At 69.2% G+C, this 17,228-nt stretch carries 18 protein-coding genes, 1 tRNA gene and 1 pseudogene; 14 read left to right on the forward strand and 6 right to left on the reverse strand.

Translation table 11 applies throughout. The annotated features are described in order from the left end of the window. Positions 1 to 50 precede the first annotated feature (50 nt). Positions 51 to 1,334, forward strand: a complete 1,284-nt coding sequence (locus KIF24_RS01035; protein ID WP_221082356.1) for an AAA family ATPase — start codon at positions 51 to 53, stop codon at positions 1,332 to 1,334. Between the two features lie 387 nt (positions 1,335 to 1,721). Here the strand turns inward: KIF24_RS01035 and KIF24_RS33765 are convergent, their stop codons facing one another. Beyond that, the gene (locus KIF24_RS33765) at positions 1,722 to 1,850 is read right to left on the reverse strand and encodes a hypothetical protein (protein ID WP_269440560.1); all 129 of its coding nucleotides are present in this window, start codon (positions 1,848 to 1,850) and stop codon (positions 1,722 to 1,724) included. A 342-nt stretch (positions 1,851 to 2,192) separates the two neighbouring features. On the opposite strand from KIF24_RS33765, the gene KIF24_RS32045 reads away from it, so the two are divergent. The 3 genes from KIF24_RS32045 to KIF24_RS01050 all read left to right on the forward strand — a co-directional run bounded on the left by KIF24_RS32045 (position 2,193) and on the right by KIF24_RS01050 (position 5,176). Next, positions 2,193 to 2,531 (forward strand): helix-turn-helix domain-containing protein, encoded by a 339-nt coding sequence (locus KIF24_RS32045; RefSeq protein ID WP_221082357.1) that lies wholly within the window; start codon positions 2,193 to 2,195, stop codon positions 2,529 to 2,531. A 455-nt stretch (positions 2,532 to 2,986) separates the two neighbouring features. Continuing rightward, positions 2,987 to 4,231 (forward strand): tyrosine-type recombinase/integrase, encoded by a 1,245-nt coding sequence (locus KIF24_RS01045; RefSeq protein ID WP_221082358.1) that lies wholly within the window; start codon positions 2,987 to 2,989, stop codon positions 4,229 to 4,231. Between the two features lie 600 nt (positions 4,232 to 4,831). After that, positions 4,832 to 5,176 (forward strand): hypothetical protein, encoded by a 345-nt coding sequence (locus KIF24_RS01050; protein WP_221082359.1) that lies wholly within the window; start codon positions 4,832 to 4,834, stop codon positions 5,174 to 5,176. A gap of 331 nt (positions 5,177 to 5,507) precedes the next feature. Here the strand turns inward: KIF24_RS01050 and KIF24_RS01055 are convergent, their stop codons facing one another. The 3 genes from KIF24_RS01055 to KIF24_RS01065 all read right to left on the reverse strand — a co-directional run bounded on the left by KIF24_RS01055 (position 5,508) and on the right by KIF24_RS01065 (position 7,700). Next, entirely contained in the window at positions 5,508 to 6,509 is a 1,002-nt protein-coding gene (locus tag KIF24_RS01055) for an SUMF1/EgtB/PvdO family nonheme iron enzyme (RefSeq protein WP_221082360.1), read from the reverse strand. 18 nt (positions 6,510 to 6,527) lie between these two features. Further along, positions 6,528 to 7,310, reverse strand: coding sequence for an aminotransferase class IV family protein (locus KIF24_RS01060; protein ID WP_221082361.1), 783 nt, complete (start codon positions 7,308 to 7,310; stop codon positions 6,528 to 6,530). A 156-nt stretch (positions 7,311 to 7,466) separates the two neighbouring features. Continuing rightward, positions 7,467 to 7,700: a hypothetical protein gene (locus KIF24_RS01065; protein WP_221082362.1), complete on the reverse strand. Its 234-nt coding sequence runs from the start codon at positions 7,698 to 7,700 to the stop codon at positions 7,467 to 7,469. Between the two features lie 90 nt (positions 7,701 to 7,790). Here KIF24_RS01065 and KIF24_RS01070 point away from each other — a divergent pair, with 90 nt between their 5' ends. From KIF24_RS01070 to KIF24_RS01115, 10 genes and pseudogenes are all read left to right on the forward strand, one after another. Beyond that, entirely contained in the window at positions 7,791 to 8,639 is an 849-nt protein-coding gene (locus KIF24_RS01070) for a hypothetical protein (RefSeq protein ID WP_221082363.1), read from the forward strand. Positions 8,640 to 8,706: 67 nt separating this feature from the next. Continuing rightward, positions 8,707 to 9,168 carry a single-stranded DNA-binding protein gene (locus KIF24_RS01075; protein WP_221083112.1) on the forward strand — a complete coding sequence of 154 codons (462 nt, stop codon included), beginning with the start codon at positions 8,707 to 8,709 and terminating at the stop codon, positions 9,166 to 9,168. Further along, the gene (locus tag KIF24_RS01080; RefSeq protein WP_407939884.1) at positions 9,165 to 10,010 is read left to right on the forward strand and encodes an FtsK/SpoIIIE domain-containing protein; all 846 of its coding nucleotides are present in this window, start codon (positions 9,165 to 9,167) and stop codon (positions 10,008 to 10,010) included. Before KIF24_RS01075 ends, KIF24_RS01080 begins: the two co-directional genes overlap by 4 nt. Next, positions 10,007 to 10,336, forward strand: coding sequence for a hypothetical protein (locus KIF24_RS01085; RefSeq protein ID WP_230414774.1), 330 nt, complete (start codon positions 10,007 to 10,009; stop codon positions 10,334 to 10,336). The genes KIF24_RS01080 and KIF24_RS01085 overlap by 4 nt, the downstream gene beginning before the upstream one ends. Positions 10,337 to 10,426: 90 nt before the next feature. After that, positions 10,427 to 10,843 (forward strand): DUF6197 family protein, encoded by a 417-nt coding sequence (locus KIF24_RS01090; RefSeq protein ID WP_221082364.1) that lies wholly within the window; start codon positions 10,427 to 10,429, stop codon positions 10,841 to 10,843. A 23-nt stretch (positions 10,844 to 10,866) separates the two neighbouring features. Then, positions 10,867 to 11,520: a hypothetical protein gene (locus tag KIF24_RS34240; protein ID WP_331460979.1), complete on the forward strand. Its 654-nt coding sequence runs from the start codon at positions 10,867 to 10,869 to the stop codon at positions 11,518 to 11,520. Next, a complete protein-coding gene (locus KIF24_RS01100) occupies positions 11,517 to 12,581 on the forward strand; it encodes a hypothetical protein (RefSeq protein ID WP_221082365.1) in 1,065 nt (354 codons plus the stop codon). Before KIF24_RS34240 ends, KIF24_RS01100 begins: the two co-directional genes overlap by 4 nt. After that, positions 12,578 to 14,146, forward strand: a complete 1,569-nt coding sequence (locus KIF24_RS01105; protein WP_230414776.1) for a replication initiator — start codon at positions 12,578 to 12,580, stop codon at positions 14,144 to 14,146. Before KIF24_RS01100 ends, KIF24_RS01105 begins: the two co-directional genes overlap by 4 nt. A 57-nt stretch (positions 14,147 to 14,203) precedes the next feature. Next, positions 14,204 to 14,533 (forward strand): helix-turn-helix domain-containing protein, encoded by a 330-nt coding sequence (locus KIF24_RS01110; RefSeq protein ID WP_331460980.1) that lies wholly within the window; start codon positions 14,204 to 14,206, stop codon positions 14,531 to 14,533. Between the two features lie 22 nt (positions 14,534 to 14,555). Beyond that, a pseudogene (locus tag KIF24_RS01115) lies at positions 14,556 to 16,081 on the forward strand (LacI family DNA-binding transcriptional regulator). Between the two features lie 102 nt (positions 16,082 to 16,183). On the opposite strand, the gene KIF24_RS01120 reads toward KIF24_RS01115, so the two are convergent. Then, positions 16,184 to 16,260: transfer RNA gene (locus tag KIF24_RS01120), tRNA-Pro, on the reverse strand. 68 nt (positions 16,261 to 16,328) lie between these two features. Next, a complete protein-coding gene (locus KIF24_RS01125; protein WP_221082366.1) occupies positions 16,329 to 17,222 on the reverse strand; it encodes a metallophosphoesterase in 894 nt (297 codons plus the stop codon). Between the last annotated feature and the right edge of the window lie 6 nt (positions 17,223 to 17,228).

Raw genomic sequence — 17,228 nt, forward strand, 5'->3', positions numbered from 1 at the left:
CGGCCGGACCTGATCCCGCTGGCGGATGTTTCAGCCGAACTGACCCGGAGATGGCCCCGCGCCTGGCGGGTCTGAACGGCATCACCGCCGGTCACGCCCCGGATGGTGAACCGGTCCACGAACCGGCCAGCACCGGTCAGGTTGAGCCCGGCGGGACCGCCGAGTACGGCCGCACGATCCTGCTGACCCCGGCCTCACAGATCCGGATGCGCCCCGTCGCGTGGACGTGGACCAACCGCATTCCCTCCGGCGCGCTGACCGTGATCCCCGGCCGTGAAGGCATCGGTAAGTCCCTCACCCTGGCGTGGCTGACCGCGCAGATCACCCGAGGCATCCTGCCGGGCCGGCACCACGGCACCCCCCGGCCGGTCATCTACGCGGCCACCGAGGATTCGTGGTCGCAGACCATCGGCCCGCGACTGTTCGCGGCCGGCGCGGACATGGACATGGTGTACCGGGTCGACGTGCAACACGACGGAGGCTTTGACGCCCTCACCCTGCCCCGCGACTGCACCGCGCTGGGTCGGGAGATCACCCGGCATGGTGTGGCGCTGCTGGCCGCTGACCCGCTGCTGTCGCTGATCCACTCGGGCATCGACACCCACCGCGACCGGGACCTCCGCACCGCGCTGGAACCGTTGGTGAACATGGCCGACCGGACCGGGTGCGCGGTGGTCGGCCTGGCGCACTTCAACAAGTCCGCCAGCGCCGACGCGCTGAACCTGATCACCGGGTCACGGGCGTTCTCGGCGGTAGCGCGGGCCGTGATCGCCATTGCCCGCGACGACGACGCCGGAGACGGATCGTGCGTCATGTCCCAGGCGAAGAACAACCTCGGCCCCCTCGACGTGCCCTCACTGCGGTACGTGGTGGAGTCCGTCGAGATTCCCACCGACGAGGGACCGGCCTACGTCGGGAAGCTGACCATCACCGGAGAGTCCGACCGGTCGGTCGCAGACATCCTCGGCGACGGGGCCGGCGACGGAGACACCCGCAGCGAGCGCGACGGGGCCGCCGCCTGGCTCAAAGACTTCCTGATCGCCCAGGGCGGCGAGGCAGCATGGGCCGACGTGCGCAAGGCGGCCCGCGCCGAAGGCATCGCAGAGCGGACCATCCAACGCGCCCGCACCCGCGCCGGGGTCACCGTCGAGCGGCACGGCTTCCCCTCGACCACCGTGTGGTGCCTCAACCCCGGCCACGGAGCGTCACCAGTGACGCCAGTCGCGCCACAGTCGCGCCAGTCGCGCCAGCTTCCGGAACGTGGCGCGACTGGCGCGACTGGCCCCGAAGTGGCGTCACTGCCGATCCCCGGTCACGTTCCGTTACCCCGCTAGCCCTCGGCCAGGTGTCAGCGCTGTCAACGCCTGTCAACACCCGGCGCTGACAGCGCTGCATCCGCCCTGACCAGCACCAACACCACCGATCACGAGGGAGTGTCAACGTGTCAGCGCCACCACCCCCGCCGGTCGCACCACGCGGCCAGGCGACCGGGAACCGGCCCGCTCAGAGCCACACAGACGCATCGACGCATGGCCTAACCCCGACCCGGGTCGGATCATGCGCCTACGGACCTCTCAGCGCCCCGCCCTGTGCCCTTCTGCCGAACCGCCTCACCAGCCCTCCACTAGGGACGGACGGGCCGGGAACAGCCGCCACCGGGCCGCACAGCGGCCGGGATGTAGCCCCGCCGGCAGGCATCCGTCACCCGAGCGGGCGTTGCGTCACGGCCAGGCGGCAACCGTCACCACACCGGGTCGCGGCCCGCCCGCGACCGGTCGCGCCGACGCGACCCGCACCGCGACCGACCCGACCAGCACCAACGACCCCGGGTAGCGGGTCGCGGCCACCACCACCCATCCACCGAACCGGGCCGCCGGCCACCCTCCCGGCCGGCGCTGGCAGCGACCGCGACCGGTAGCAACCCGCACCGAGGTAGAGCGCGCTCTACCCGAACCGCTACCCCCTGGCCGTGACCGGAAACGACCACCGCCGACCGGCCAGGGAACCCCGACGCAATGTAGCGGCACCCCGCTACCAGGTAGCGCCACCGCTACCCCTGCCGCTACCGACCCCAGCAGCCCAAACAACCAAAGGTAGCGGTAGAGCAGCACACCACCGACACCCCGAAAACCCGCCCTACAGCCCTTCACCGACCCCCGACAGCCGCTACCGCTACCCCGGAGGACACCGACGTGAGCACCGTCATCCCCTTCCCACAGCGACCGACCCCGACCACCCCCACCGAGGCGGGGGCCACCTCCACCAGCCGACCCGCGCCCGTCGTCAGCGCCGTCTACACCGTCGCCGAAACCGCCGAGATCCTGCGACTGTCCCTCGGCTCCACCTACGCCCTCGTCCGCTCCGGCGACATCCCCGCGATCAAACTCGGCGGACGGTGGGCCATCCCGAAGCGCCGCCTCCACCAATGGATCGACGGACTACCCACCGCCAGCGTCGAAGACGTCGAACGAGAACTAGCCGCAATCGAACGCCGCGAGCAACGCGAGCAGCGCCACCGCAACGGCGCGTAACCGCCGACGTGCTGCTAGGTCTAGCACCACCACCCGCTAGACCTAGCAGCACCGCTAGCGGCAAACCCTCGGCACGACCAGGCACCTAGCGCCTAGCGGCACCACCCGGCCAGAACGGCTGAACCCCTCCACAGCGGCTTTTCGACGTGGGTTCAGCAGCGCTAGGCCACCCGCCCCACCGCCCGGCCAGTTACACGCTCCGTCACCAAACCGAGCGGCGGCACCCGACCTAGCAGAGCTGCAATCGATAGCACCCCGCCCTGCTAGCGATAGCAGACGTGCTAGCAGCCAAACGCCCACACCACCAGCGGCATAGCAGATAGCAGCCCACCAGCACCAACACCCGAAAACCCCGCCAGAACGCGAATCACCACCCCCGCAATCCCTGCTAGCGCGGCCAACCACCGGCCGCGCCACAGATAACACACCGTCACCGACGCAAGGAGATCTACACCGTGGGATTCGTCATCCGAACCGACGCTGGCACCTACCGTGCCAACTGGCGCGACACCACCGGCCGACAGAAGGCCAAGACCTTCCCTACCAGGCGGCAGGCCAGGGACTTTCTCGCGGAGACGGAGGCAGCGCTCAGCCGAGGGCTTTACGTCGACCCGCACGCCGGCCGCGTGCTCTTCGAGGTCTACGCGGCCAAGTGGACCGCCGGCCGCAATGACGAGGTGGTGACCATCGCTCGGGACGCCTCGGTCATGCGGCACCGGGTGCTGCCACGCTGGGGCGCGGTGCCGGTGGGCCGGATCAGTCACTCCGACGTTCAGCAGTGGGCGACCGAGCTGGGTCAGCGCCTGGCCCCGGCGACCGTCCGGGAGTGCTGCCGTCTGCTGCGGGCCGTGCTGGCGCTTGCCGCTCGCGACCGCATCATCGCTGAGAACCCCGCCGATGGAGTGCGCCTGCCCAAGCGCCGCCGCACCGATGCCGATGAGCAGGTCATCACCCGAGAAGCGTTCGCGACCCTGCTGCCGGAGATCCCGAAGCGCTACCGGGCGTTGGTGGCGCTGGCGGGTGGAACCGGGCTGCGGTGGGGTGAGTGCGTCGGCCTGACGTGGGACGCGATCGACCTGGACAAGGCCACGGCAAAGGTCAGCCGGGTCGGTGTCGAGGTGGCCGGCACGGTGACGTTCAAGCCCTACCCGAAGTCCCGCGCGGGCCGGCGCACGGTGCCGCTACCGCCGTTCGCCGTGCGGGAGCTCCGGCGCCACCGCAAGGCCGTCCCGCCGGGCGCGGCTGGTGAGGTCTTCACCAACGAGGCGGGCGGATCGATGCGCCGCACCGTGTTTCGCGCCTGGATCTGGCGACCGGCGCTCGTGCGCGCTGGACTTCTCGGCCAGGTCGTCCAGGTCGGCCCCCGCGCGTGGCGTGCGACCTGGCGCGATCGCAGCGGCAGTGAAGTCAGCGAGGAACTTGCCAACCGCCGGGTAGCCCGCGCTCGCGTCTCTCGCATGGCGCAAGGTGGGCTGCGGTTCCATGACCTGCGGCACTCGTACGCGACGTGGCTCATCACGGACGGCGTGCCGGTCAACGACGTGGCCCGGGTGATGGGGCACGAGCAGATCTCGACCACGCTCGACCGCTACACGCACGCCTTCGAGGCCGGCGCTGACCGGGTGCGGGAGTCGTTCGCTGACTTTCCGCTGACTTCCGAAGAGAACGACGACCAGGACGGCGGGACGGCAGTGGCGTAAACCAATGAGCTAGATCGCGCCAGATATGGCAAAAGGCCAGGTGAGATGCCTTCTCACCTGGCCTTGCCTATCTCGGTCGGGGTGGCCGGATTCGAACCGACGACCTCTTCGTCCCGAACTAGGTCAAGGTCACTTTTTGACATGGACCTCTGGCTATTCCTGCTGGTCAGGGTGTTGGTGCTTGTTGGTTTGGCGAGGTGTCGAAAGCGTCTCCGGGCAAGATCGTCTCCCCATTCTCTCCCAGGACGAGGGGCCCGTACTTGGCTCCTACCGGTACCGGCATCCCGTCGCGCAGGCTCCGCCCTGCCGGGCCGCGCCGACCTGGTCCAGGTGGAGCGCCCCACTGGACGTACGACCTGGACCAGGTCGGCGCGGTCTGGTGGCCTCTGGTGGGCGACGGGTCCCCGGTCGCAGCCGGGGCATCCCAGAGTCGCCGAGGGTCCGGGGCGAGTAGCCCCGGCCGCCGGAGGCCATCCCCGGGTCGTAGGGCCGGAGGCCCTGCCCGCCGGAGGCGAGGTCCTCGCCGCCTGGGAAGCTCTGATGTGCTCCCGTCACGATCTGTGCTTTCCCGCTCACAGTGGCGTCGCTACCTTGATACGTATGGATGAACCGGACTGGGACGAGCAGGAGCGGGGCGAACCTGACTGGGTCTACGACCCACCGGCCGAGGAGGACGGGTACGACCTGGCCGACACGGGCGCCGGTCCCAAGAGCCACCCCGTTGGGATCGCGAAGATCCGGCAGCATCACCCGAAGGCGTACCGCCTGTGGACACGTCAGGCTGACTCGGAGCTGATGAAGGGCTACCTGGCCGGTCGCAGCATTGACGAGCTGGCCGTGTCTTTCGAGCGGCAATCAAGCGCCGTCCAGCGACGCCTTGAGCGGCTGGCCTTCGTCGAGTTGAGTCGACATCGCACTGTGCCAGGTGCGCCCGAGCCGGGCTGACCCAACCGATCCTCCATGCCCTGCGCTGAGTTCCAAGCGGCGCAGGGCATCTGTGCGTCCGACTGCCGGTCCGCCGTTGCCGCAGGCATAAGGCGGAACCGGCAGGGGTCCGGCTACGCGGCCCGAAGGGCCGCCTTGAAGACGTATGGAAAGTTCTCACCGGGCCGACACCAGCACAATTTAGGGTGCGCTTCTCTGGTCTACGGACGCCAAGTGCCGGCTCGCGCCCTGGTGCGTGGTGCCACACCGACTCACCCTGCGCCCTGACGAGCATGCCCGAGAGCGGCTCTGTCGTCCAAGCGGATGCCGCTCGACCTCGCTCGCTCCGAGCCTAGGACTGTGGAATTAGCCTGGCCCCGCGACCGCCTCCGAGCAGACGACGGATGCTGTCGACGGAAGCTGCGCAGCGAAAGCCGGTGTCGTCATCCAACATATCGGCCGACGCATCGTTGAAGATGGAGGGCGTGCAGCGAAGAAACGGGCTTGTGAAGGCGCTTCCTTTTAGCTCGTATCTGCCAGTAGTTGATCCCGTTGCACACCACTCCCAGACGTTGCCACATAGGTCATACACCCCGTATTGGCTTACGCCGCTGGCGTAAGTGCTAACCGGGGTAGTACTTCGGATTCCGCTCTCCCGACAATTGCACTTGGCCGGCGTTCGCTGGCTCCCCCACGGGTAGATATCACCTCGGGTGCCCCGGGCGGCTTTTTCCCACTGGTGGGAGGTGGGAAGCTCCTTCCCTGCCCAACGACAATAGGAATCGGCGTCGCGCCAGGTCACGAAGACTACCGGGTGACTGAGCTGATTGGCGGGAGGGCTGCCGTCAAGCCAATGCTGAGGAGCGTTAGCCTGAGTTGCGGCTACGTATCGGGCATAGTCAGCATTGGTGGTGGGGTAGATGTCCATGTAGAAAGCTGGGAGGTAGATGGGCTCGTTCCGGTCCCCCGCGAAGAACACTCCCGCCTCGACTAACGTCATCAGCTTGCCGTCGATCGGATGCCTGATGTGGTTCTCGTCTCCGGCCGGTGTCGACACTTCGTCGTTCACCTCGGATTGTTTGACGGCAGGCCCAGGGCCGGCAGGCCGATCGGCTGTGAGGTCGAGCTCCCGGGCAAACCGCTCTTGAACTTCCTGGCTGGAAGCAGCGAGTGATGTGTCTAAAGCAGACTGGTTGACTGGTCTGGGAACGAGGTTTTCGCCGCCCGCCTCCCACTTCGACACCATGCGCTCGCTGATGCCGAGATGTCCGGCGAACTCACGGAGGCTCATGCGCTTCGCTTTTCGCAGGACGCGGACCTCGCGTCCAGACCACCGTTGGACCGTGATCGCCATAGCTCGCGGCTCCGTACCTCATAGGGGCTCGGCTGGGATCGCCTCGTACTCCTTGCATAGATCATCTAGGATCGCGTGCTCGGTTGGCAACTCGACGTCATCGATCTGGCTGATCGGCCGCATGCCGAACGTGACGTTGGTAGCGAACGCTGCTTCCATCCCGCGAAGGTCTGCAAGGTTGACCGGGGCAAGGATGGTGTGGTCGTGGACCTGCTGGAGTAGGCGCATCGTTACGCCTGGCAGAACCTCCGCGTTGGGCCACACCACGTCAGCACCATCGAAGAAGCCGAGATTCCATGTGGGACCTTCGGAAAGGTAGCCATCGGCGTCGCTAAAGACGGCGTCGTCGAAGCCGGTGAGCTGGGCGGCACGACGGTGCCACAGCGCTCCAAACAGCCCGATGTGCTTTGCCTCGGGAAGGTCACGGGTGTAGGTCCTGGACTGGACACGCAGCGGAGGCAACGGCAGCGTGCTGGCTTCCCGCAGGGTCACCAGTACGCCGGGATAGCTGGGGCTGCGGCTGGGACTGGCCATGTCAAGACCTGGATCGAACACAGTGACCCGTGCAGCGAATAAGCCGTCACGATCGTCGAGGGCCTGGTGCACATACTGGCGTATGAGGCCACGGTCCAGCTCGACGGCAAACAGCTTCCGGCAGTCTCGTACCAACCGCTCTAGGTGGTGTGAAAGCCCTCGGACGCACCCGTTCTCGACTCGCATGGACGTGAAGTGCCCGTAGTTGATCAGGGCAAGGGACTGAAGTTCCTTGGGCGTGATCGGGGTGCCGTTCAGCTCTGCCATAGGAGCAAGTCTCGCAGGCCGCACGGGCTGAATCGGCCAAGGTTCAGCGGGAGTTCAGCGCTGGGGCAGCGCGGAGAAGTTCAGTGCTGAGGCAGTTACGGGGCGTGGCTGACGCGAGAGAAGTCCGCGATTCTCGATGCATGGACAGAGAAGCGATCAGCTTGACCGTTTGGGTCCGGGAGATGCGGGCGGCACGCCGTGCTCGCGGGCAAGCCGACGGACATAGGTCGCCGTGAAGGGTGACAGGCGTACGACTTCGGTCGGGCTGATGTTCGCCCGGAGCGCTTGGATGACCGCACTGATTGTCTCTTGCCGCGCCTCCTCCTGGGCGGCTTCGGCGGTTCGATAGCGCCTGGTAGCGGCGGCGAGCTGCTGGCGAGGATCGGTCACCAAGAGAGAGTACCGCAACTTACTTGCGGTACTGCCTGTCGTATCGCTACTCTGTTGCGCAACACCGTTTCCTATCGATTGGAGTGTCTGATGAACCGAGGACTGTTCAACACACGCCCGGTGGGCGCGGTGACGCTGGTGGAGACGCCGGTGTCGCGGTCGTACGCGCAGAAGGCTCGGGTGGCGTTCGTCGTCGTGGCGGCGTCGGTCGCGCTGGTGGTGTCCGCTACCGCGTCGGTGGCGCTGCCGCTGGTGCTCGCGGTGGTGGTGGGGCTGTTGTCGGGCGGGGTGTGCGGCCTGGTGGTCGCGTGTGTGGTCCGGGTGTGGCCGGCGTTGCGGGTGCTGTGGTGGTGGGCGGTCGAGATCGTTTCTGCGGTCACGCTGTTCGTGGGCATGGCGTACCTGTCTCGGGCGACGCATCCGGCGGTGCCGCTGGTGCTCCTGGCGGTGGTGCTGGGTGTGGTCTTCGGTGTCGGTCGGCTTCGTCGGCGGGTGTCGGCGTGGGTGTGGTGCGTGGTGGTGCGGCATCGGCTGCGGTTGTGCTTCGCGGAGTTCATCCGGTCGGCGTCGCGGCTGCATCCGGGTCGGTTGCCGCTGATTCTGTGGGCGCGGCCGACGCCGGCCGGGGAGCGGGTGTGGGTGTGGCTGCGGCCGGGCCTGGATCTGATGGACCTGGACGGCAAGGCGGACAAGCTCGCGGTGGCTTGCTGGGCGGGTGAGGCGCGGATGGTTCGTGCGTCAGCCCGGCATGCCGCGCTGGTGCGGGTCGACATCACCCGTCGTGACCCGCTGACCGGCTTGGTGGCCTCACCGCTGTCGGCCTGGGTGACGTGGATGCGCGACGAGAACGCCCCGGTGTCCCCGGCTGTGCCGCCGCTGGGCCTGGACCTGCTGGACGTGCCGGAGCCGGCACCGGAGCAGCGCAACCCGCGCCGCTGAACCAAGACTCACACGCCCTGACCGGGGCGTGTGCGGTGACCGCCACGAGGGCGGCTCACCTCCAACAATCTCGAAGGAGATCGCAATGGCAAACGACACGACCGTGACGGTGGTCGGGAACCTGACCGCCGACCCGGAGCTGCGGTTCACCCCGGCCGGGGTGGCGCTGGTGAAGTTCACCGTGGCGTCCACGCCTCGGGTGTTCGACCGCAGCTCGGGCGAGTACCGCGACGGTGACCCGCTGTTCCTGACCTGCACCGCGTGGCGGGACCTGGCCGAGCACATCGCCGAGTCCCTCGCCAAGGGCACCCGTGTGGTGGTGGCCGGGCGGCTGCGGCTGTCGCGGTGGGAGAACGAGCAGGGCGAGAAGCGCTCCGCGTACGGCCTGGACGTGGACGAGGTCGGCCCGTCGCTGCGGTTCGCCACCGCGACGGTGAAGAAGATGGCCCGCACCCGTAACGGGGACGGGTTCACTCCGGAGACGCCGGCGGATGACCCGTGGTCGACCGCCGCGCCGGCGGTGGGCTGATGTCGACGCTGACCGTTTCCGCCGTACCGGGTGGCATGCCCGCTGACCCGTCCGTGTCGATCTTCGACCCGGTGCATGTCGGGGTGGACGAGTTCGGCCACCCGGTGCGGGTCCCACTGATCTACCGCAACTTGTTGATCGGTGGGGAACCGGGCGGCGGCAAGTCGACCCTGCTGAACCTGATCGTGGCTCACGCCGCCCTGTCGCTGGACTGCCGGCTGTGCCTGCTCGACGGCAAGCAGGTCGAGTTGGGTCAGTGGAAGAGCTGCGCTGACGTGTTCGTCGGCCCGGACATCACGCATGCCCTGGCCACGCTGCGACGGATGCAGATCGTGATGGACAACCGGTACGCCTACCTGGAAGTGGCCGGCCGCCGGAAGACCCAACGCGATGACGTGTTCAGCCCGATCCTGGTCGCGATTGATGAGATCGCCTATTTCTCGGCCACCGTCGGGGACAAGAAGACCCGGGAGGACTTCGCGGGTCTGCTGCGGGACCTGGTGGCTCGGGGCCGGGCGGTCGGCATCATCGTCGTCGCGGCGACGCAACGCCCCTCGTCCGACATCATCCCCACCTCGCTGCGGGACCTGTTCGCGTGGCGGTGTGCCTTCCGGTGCACCACCAACGTGTCCTCCGACATCGTGCTGGGGCACGGGTGGGCCGATCGTGGCTGGTCGTCCAACACGGTCAGTCCGACCAATCCCGGTGTGGGCCTGCTCATCGCCGAGGGCGGCATCCCGCAACTGATCAAAGCCGCGTACCTGGATGACGCGGCCTGCGCCCGGATCGCCATCCACGCCGCCCGCATGCGGGCTGACCGCAGCAAGGAGCGTGCGGCATGAGTATCCGTATCCGCCCCCGGTCGGCCACGTCGCCAACCTGGCCCGCCACCGACGACCACCTGCCGCACCCGGACTGGTGCGCCCGAGGGCACGCCTGCGGCCTGGGCGAGCACCGGGCGCAGCCGGTCACGCTCCGGGTTCCCGGTCACGGTGTGGTGGTCCTGACCCGCGTGCTGGCCGCCGACGGTCGTCAGCACGCCGAGATCCGCACCCGCATCAGCCTCGCGGCCGGCGACGCAGGGGCCCGGGCGCATCTGATGCGGATCGTCACCGAGTTCGACGCGGCCCTGAGGCGGATGGTCCGCCTCCAGCGCCGAACGCCATAGAAACGGGCCGGCAGCACCGGGATTCGCCCTGGAAAAGCACCCCGGACGCCGCCGACCCGCCCCATCAACAGCCCGGAAGGAGCTGCCGTCATGCACGCTACCCAAAACGAGGTCGCCGAGCAGGTGACCACCCCGGCCCGCACGCTGCGGGACGCCGCCCTGTACCTGTCCCGCCACGGCTGGACGCAGGGCGCCTACTACGACGCCACGTCGGGGTCGTTCACGCCCCCGGCCTGTCTGGTCGGTGCGGTCGGCATGGTCTGCTACGGCGGACCGGTCGACGCCCCGGCGCAGATGTTCGACGCCCCCGAGTTCGCCGACTTCGAGTCCGCGTTGGTTCACCTTGACCGGCACTTGGACGCGGTAGTCAGCGACGACGAGTACAAGTCCGGGTTCGACACTGTCTACGACTTCAACGACGCCAAGGACCGCACCTCTGGCGAGGTGATCGCGGTCCTGCGGGCGGCAGCGAACGAGTGGGACCGCACCAACGGCGGTGCGGCATGAACGAGAACACTGTCAAGCCTGGCTTGACGCGCACTCGCACCAAGCGCGCCAAGCGGTCGGTGGAGACCACCGAGTTCGATGCGTTCGTGCGGCGCATCCTGCGGGCGTACGCCCGTCGGGTCGCTGCCGGCGACATCGAGGCGCTGCGGTCGCTCGCGGTGCTGTCCACCGATGTGGACGCCGTGACCCGGCTCGCTGTCGCTGGTCTGCGTCAGCCTCCGTACCGGTACTCGTGGGCGGAGATCGCCGATCGGCTGGGTGTGTCCCGGCAGGCGGTGCAGATGCGCTACGGCGACCGGTCCGACCGCGTCGCCCTGGACGAGCGGCTCGTCCGCGCCGGCCTGGGTGTCACGGTGGCGACCCTCGCGCAGGTGTTCGCCGACCATCACCCCGGTAGCCCGGCATCGTCACTGTGCCCGGGCTGCGGCTTCCGCTACCCCGACGGGGTGACGGACTGCCCGACCAACGCCACTGTCCGCCCCCTGCTCTACCGGCGGCGTGGCGAGGACAAGCAGGCGCTCACCGTGCTGACGCCTGACCAACTCGCCGACCTGCACAACCTGAAAGCCGCCCGGACCAACCGGACGGCAACCCGCAGGGCGGCCCAACCCACGCCACCGGCTTCCCGTGAGGAACCGACTCTGTTCGGCCTCGCTGACGGGAGGGCCACGGCGTGAACACCAACCCGAATCCACCCACTGTCCGGCCGGCGGCCGGTGAGCCCCGGCTGGCGTCGATCGCCTCGTGGGCGGTGCTGGTCGCGTCGTTCGGCCTGTCCGCCGCTACCTGGATCGCGCTGGCGGAACTCGCCGGCTTCACCGACCGCATCACGGTCCCCGGCACCTCGGTCCGCCTCGCCTTGGCCTGGCTGATGCCCATCGCGGTCGACGGCTACGTGGTCGTCGCCCTGGTGCTGTGGATGGCTCCCGTGCCCGCACGGGTGGCCGCGTTCGCCAAGAAGAACACCTACGGTGCGGCCGGCATCGGCATCGCAGCCCAGTCGGCCTACCACCTGCTAGACACCATGTCCACAAACGGCGAACTCTGGCGCGTGGTCCTGGCCGCGATCGTCGGCGCACTGCCGCCGGCCGTCGCTGGCTTGGCCGTGCACATGCGCGCCCTGATCCGCCGGGAAAGCGGCCGAACCCTGACCGCCGCCACCGGCACCGCGCCAGCGTCCCCGGCACCCGCCGAGACGCCAACCCTGACCGTGAACGTTCCCGCCGTCCCGGCACCGACGCCCGGCCGGCCCGAGCTGCCCATCGTTCCTACCGCCGACCCGGCCGATCCGGCACCGCTGCCGGCCCGGCCTGAGATCCCGACCCCGGCCCAAGTGGTCACCCGGCTCGCCACGCCGCGAACGGCCTCCAACCCGGAGTCGTCGGCGTCCCGGCCCGATGCGACTGCCCGCCCCGCCCGTCCCCGACCGAGCAAGCCCGAGCACACTCCGGCTCCGACGTTGGCACCGTCCACCACTGACATTCCTGTCACCGCGTCTGACGCTGCCCAACTTTCGCTGCCGACCGTGGCCCCGGACCTGCTCGCCCGAGCGACCCGCGTCGCGAAGCAGTACCGCACCGAGCACGGCACGCCGATCACCCCGGGCCAACTGGCCGTCCGCCTCAAGGTGACCTCCGACGAGGCCACGCAAGCCCTAGCGGTCATGGACCTCGACCCCAACACCAGCAACCGAACCGTCCAGCCCGCCAACGGCCGCCCCACGAAGGCGACCCGTTGACCGTCTCGACGCTGACCGTCGTACCCGAAGCACCTGCTTCGGGTACGGCCCCGTGCGCCGAGCCGACCACGCCACCCTGGTACGCCACCTCCACCGACATCCGGCTCCAGGCCGCCGCCCGGCTCACCCAACCCGACCTCGCCGGCTGGCTGCGCCATGTCCGCCCGGCCGCCGGCTGCACCCGCCCGGTACGCCTCGTCGGCACCATCGCCACCATCGAGGCCACCACCGGCCGGCTTCTCGCGGAGCGGTCAACGGCGGACATGCCCGACGGCGTCATCTACAAGCCGTGCGGCAACCGCCGCGCCGCCGTCTGCCCGACCTGCTCGAAGCTCTACCAACGTGACGCCTACCAGGTCGTGCGGGCCGGGCTGGTTGGCGGCAAGGGTGTGCCGGAGCAGGTCGCCCACCATCCGGCGGTGTTCCCCACCTTCACCGCCCCCAGCTTCGGCGAGGTGCACACCCGCTACGTCAAGCGGCACACCTGCAACCGCCGCACCTCCTGCGACTGCCGACCCGAACCCTGTCACCCCCGCCGGGAGTCGACCGTCTGCCCGCACGGTGTGCGGCTGGTCTGCTTCGCCCGCCACGAGGACACCGACGCCCGGTTGGGCGCGCCGCTGTGCCTGGACTGCTACGACCACGACGCGCAAGCCGTGTGGAACGTCTCGGCCGGGGAACTGTGGCGGCGCACCACCATCGCCATCAACCGCTACATGCACCGCCTGGCCACCGCACGCGGCATCCCCAGCATCCCCGTGACCTCGCCGCGTACCGGCAAGACCCGGTGGGTGTCCCCGGTGCGGTTGTCGTTCGGCAAGGCCGCCGAGATGCAACGACGCGGCGTCGTGCACTTCCACGCCATCATCCGCCTCGACGGCCGCGACGCCGACGACCCGGATGCCATCATCCCGGCCCCGCCGCAGCTCGACGCCGCCGACCTGGTCGCCGCCGTCGACCACGCCGCCGCCACCGTCGGCTTCACCACCCCCGACCACCCCAACCAGCCCGGCGGCTGGCCAATCACCTGGGGCACACAGGCGCTCACCAAAGTAATCACCGTGGCCGGCCGGGGCGAGGTGACCGACGCCCAAGTGGCCGCCTACCTCGCCAAGTACGCCACCAAGTCCACCGAGGTCACCGGCCACGCCTCCAACCGGCTCACCGCCGACAGCATCGACATCTACGCCGACCCGGCCGGCAACCACACCGAACGCCTCATCGACGCCTGCTGGATGCTCGGCCTCCCCCGCGACTGGCGGCGGCTGCGCCGCTGGGCACACATGCTCGGCTTCGGCGGCCACTTCCTCACCAAGTCCCGCCGCTACTCGATCACCTTCGCCCTGCTCCGCAACCAACGCGTCATCTTCCGCCGTGCCCAGAGCAGCGGACCGCAGGAAACCGCGGCCGGCACCGAGCCGACAACGCTCGTCGTCAACTTCCTGCAATTCGTGGGCGCCGGATGGCACACCACCGCAGACGCGCTGCTCGCCAACGCCTCCGCCGCAATGGCCCGAGAGCACCAGGACGCCGCCCGCGAGTACCTACAGACCCTCGTCGCCTGACGCTCGATTCAGCGTCAAGCCCACCTTGACACCAATTCGGAGAGGAGCACGGAGACCGTGAGCGGCATCGGAGCGGCACGCGCGACCTTCTACCGCTCGGCGGAGGTCGCGGAGATGCTGCGCTGCTCTGAGTGGTGGGTGAAGGAGCAGGCCCGTAGACGCCGCATTCCGTACTGCTGGATCGGTGGCAGCTACCTGTTCACCGAGGAGCACATCAGGGAGATCCTCCGGCTGTTCGAGGTCAGGCCGAGCGGCGATTCCGCCCAGGCACCTGCACCCGGCCGGAGTCCCCTCCGGACCGTCGGCGCGGAGGACGTCCCGGTTGTCCAGCTCAGCGCGCGTGTACCGCGTCGCGCACGTCGCGCCGCGCCGGGCGCGGCGGCATAGGCACCGAAGGAGACAACAGGTCATGGGGTACGCGGAGAAGCGCGGCGACTACTGGCGTGGCCGGTTCAAGTTGGCGTCGGGGAAGTACGGCACGGTGGTCGACTCCACCGGGGTGACGGTCCGTTTTCGGACCAAGCGGGAGGCAGAGCAGGCCGCGAACGACGCCGAGGCGAGGGTTCGCGCAGGCGCGCGACGTGATCCTAGCGCCGGGCGGATGACGTTCGGGGACTACGTGAGCCGCTGGTATGCGGCGCAGGATCTCGCGGCGTCGACCATGCAGAACTACCGCAGGCACATTGAGGAACACTTGCTGCCGGTCTTCGAGCATCGGGCTGTCGCGGACATCGTGGCCTCTGATGTCGCCGCGTGGGAGAAGCAGGAGCGGGCGGCGGGCTACGCGGACTCCAGCGTGAAGACGTGGCGGGGGACTCTGCATCTCGTCCTGGCCGACGCGGTGGAGGAAGGGCTTCGAGACTCCAACCCGGCGGCGAGGCGGCGCGGAAGGGGCAAGCGTGCCGGGCGGTCCCGCAACCGTGGCCCGGAGAAGGTGGTGACCACGGGGTTGGGCGTCCTGCTCGTTGCCGAGCGGGCTGCCCTGCTGTCGGGTCGCGATGACGAGTTCGTCGCCATCGTGCTCAAGGGTTTCACCGGTATGCGGTGGGGCGAGGTCGTCGGGCTGGAAGCCAGTTTTGTCCGCCCGGCTGCCGTGCGGGTCGAATGGCAGTTGTACGAGCTGGACACGGGGGTGCTACACCGTTGCCCGCCGAAGGACGACTCACGCCGCACGGTCGACGCCCCGCAGTGGTTGACAAAGCTCCTGGCGGATCACCTGGCCCGGACCTCGCCGAAGCCTTGCAGCTGCCATGACCGGACGTACGTGTTCCGGGGTCACGGGGTGGCCAACGGCGTGGCGGGACGAACGGGCGCGAAGCTGGTCGACGTGGCCCGTCGTGCCGGGGTGGCAACGGGGACGGTGTCGGCGGTGCTGAATCGCTCGGCGTCCGTGTCTGAGGCGACGCGGGTCAAGGTTGAACGAGCTGCGGCTGATCTCGGTTATGCGCGAGGGGGTTCGGTGGGGGAGCCGGCCGCGCACTGGCGTCGCAACGGCTTCTCGACGTGGCTGTTTCAGCCGGCCGTCACGGGCTGGTACCCAAGGAAGGCACCTCAGAATGCGCGGCCGGTGCCGGTGCTGGCCGAGCCGTGGCCCGGCGTGCCGGTGCGGGGCGGAACGCCCAGGCGCGAGCCGACGTCTGCTGGCTGCCGGTCGCCCAGGGCCTGACGCCGCACGGGCTGCGGCACACCCACAAGACGCTGATGGAGGAGTTGGGCACGCCGCCCAAGCTGATGGATGAGCGGATGGGGCACGAGGACGGGTCGGTGCAGGCCCGGTACTCCCACGTCACGGCGGAGATGCGCCGACGGCTGCTCGATGGCCTGACCCAGGTGTGGGCGTCGGCCCTGGAGGAGCGGTGGGCGATGGCTCCGGGCTCGCCGGTGGCGGCGCTGGATCGGCTGCTGGCGACCGGGCGGGGAGAGGCGCGAGAGTGAACGCACAAGATCGTCTCCCAGATTTCTCCCAGGACAAGCCTGGAACGCAAATCAGGACCAGTCTCCCTCGGCGGAAAACTGGCCCTGACCTGGCGTTTCCTCTGGTCGGGGTGGCCGGATTCGAACCGACGACCTCTTCGTCCCGAACGAAGCGCGCTACCAAGCTGCGCCACACCCCGAGGCGTGCCGACAAATAGTAGCCCACCCGTCCCGGGGCTCAAACTCGGTACCCTCGGGCGCGGGGTGGTCAGCTCGGGATCAGGGTGAGCAGGCTGGCCTCGGGCGCGCAGGCGAACCGGACTGGGGCGGTCGGATGGGTGCCGAGCCCGGCAGAGACGTGCAACCAGGAGTCCGAGCCGGGCCAGCGGTGCAGCCCCTTCGCCATCGACCGGGGCAGTCCGCAGTTGGTGACCAGCGCGCCGAACCCCGGTACGCAGACCTGGCCACCGTGGGTGTGGCCGGCCAGCAGCAGGCCGAAGCCGTCGGCGGCCATCTCGTCGAGCAGCGCCGGCTCGGGTGAGTGGGTGAGTGCGATGGAGAGGTCGGCCGCGGCCGAGATGGGCCCGGCGACCGAGGCGTAGTCGTCCCGTTCGACGTGCGGGTCGTCGACGCCGGCCATGTCGATCGCCCGGCCGCCGGCCTTCACCGTTGTCCGCCGGTTGTTGAGGTCGGCCCAGCCGGCCCCGGTGAGCACGTCCCGCAGCTCCTCGAAGGGCAGCTCGACCCCCTCGGTGTACTCCCGGTCGGGCAGGAAGTAGGTGAAGGGGTTCTTCCAGACGGGCCCGGTGTAGTCGTTGGAGCCGAAGACGAACGCGCCCGGGTAGTCGAGCAGGGGTTGCAGCGCCCGCAGCACGCCCGGCACCGCCCCGGGGTGCGCCATGTTGTCCCCGGTCACCACGACCAGATCGGGGTCGAGGGCGGCCAGTGAGGCGACCCACTGCTGCTTGCGTACCTGATTGGGGGTCATGTGCAGGTCCGACAGGTGCAGGACGCGCAGTGGCTCGGTGCCGGCCGGCAGCACCGGCACATCGAAGCGGCGGAGGGTGAACATGTTGCGCTCGACGAGCGACGCGTACGCCAGGGCGGCGGCACCCGTCGCGGCGGTAATCGTCGCGAGCCGGAATAGTGTGCGCTTTCGCATGCCGAT

The organism is Micromonospora tarapacensis, from assembly GCF_019697375.1.
GTDB classification, from domain to species: domain Bacteria; phylum Actinomycetota; class Actinomycetes; order Mycobacteriales; family Micromonosporaceae; genus Micromonospora; species Micromonospora tarapacensis.

Bases quoted from the DNA above. Each gene is read 5' to 3' on its own strand.
- KIF24_RS01035 (WP_221082356.1), top strand. From the start codon at position 51: ATGGCCCCGCGCCTGGCGGGTCTGAACGGCATCACCGCCGGTCACGCC.
- KIF24_RS01050 (WP_221082359.1), top strand. From the start codon at position 4,832: ATGGATGAACCGGACTGGGACGAGCAGGAGCGGGGCGAACCTGACTGG.
- KIF24_RS01055 (WP_221082360.1), bottom strand. From the start codon at position 6,509: ATGGCGATCACGGTCCAACGGTGGTCTGGACGCGAGGTCCGCGTCCTG.
- KIF24_RS01060 (WP_221082361.1), bottom strand. From the start codon at position 7,310: ATGGCAGAGCTGAACGGCACCCCGATCACGCCCAAGGAACTTCAGTCC.
- KIF24_RS01070 (WP_221082363.1), top strand. From the start codon at position 7,791: ATGAACCGAGGACTGTTCAACACACGCCCGGTGGGCGCGGTGACGCTG.
- KIF24_RS01085 (WP_230414774.1), top strand. From the start codon at position 10,007: ATGAGTATCCGTATCCGCCCCCGGTCGGCCACGTCGCCAACCTGGCCC.
- KIF24_RS01090 (WP_221082364.1), top strand. From the start codon at position 10,427: ATGCACGCTACCCAAAACGAGGTCGCCGAGCAGGTGACCACCCCGGCC.
- KIF24_RS01125 (WP_221082366.1), bottom strand. From the start codon at position 17,222: ATGCGAAAGCGCACACTATTCCGGCTCGCGACGATTACCGCCGCGACG.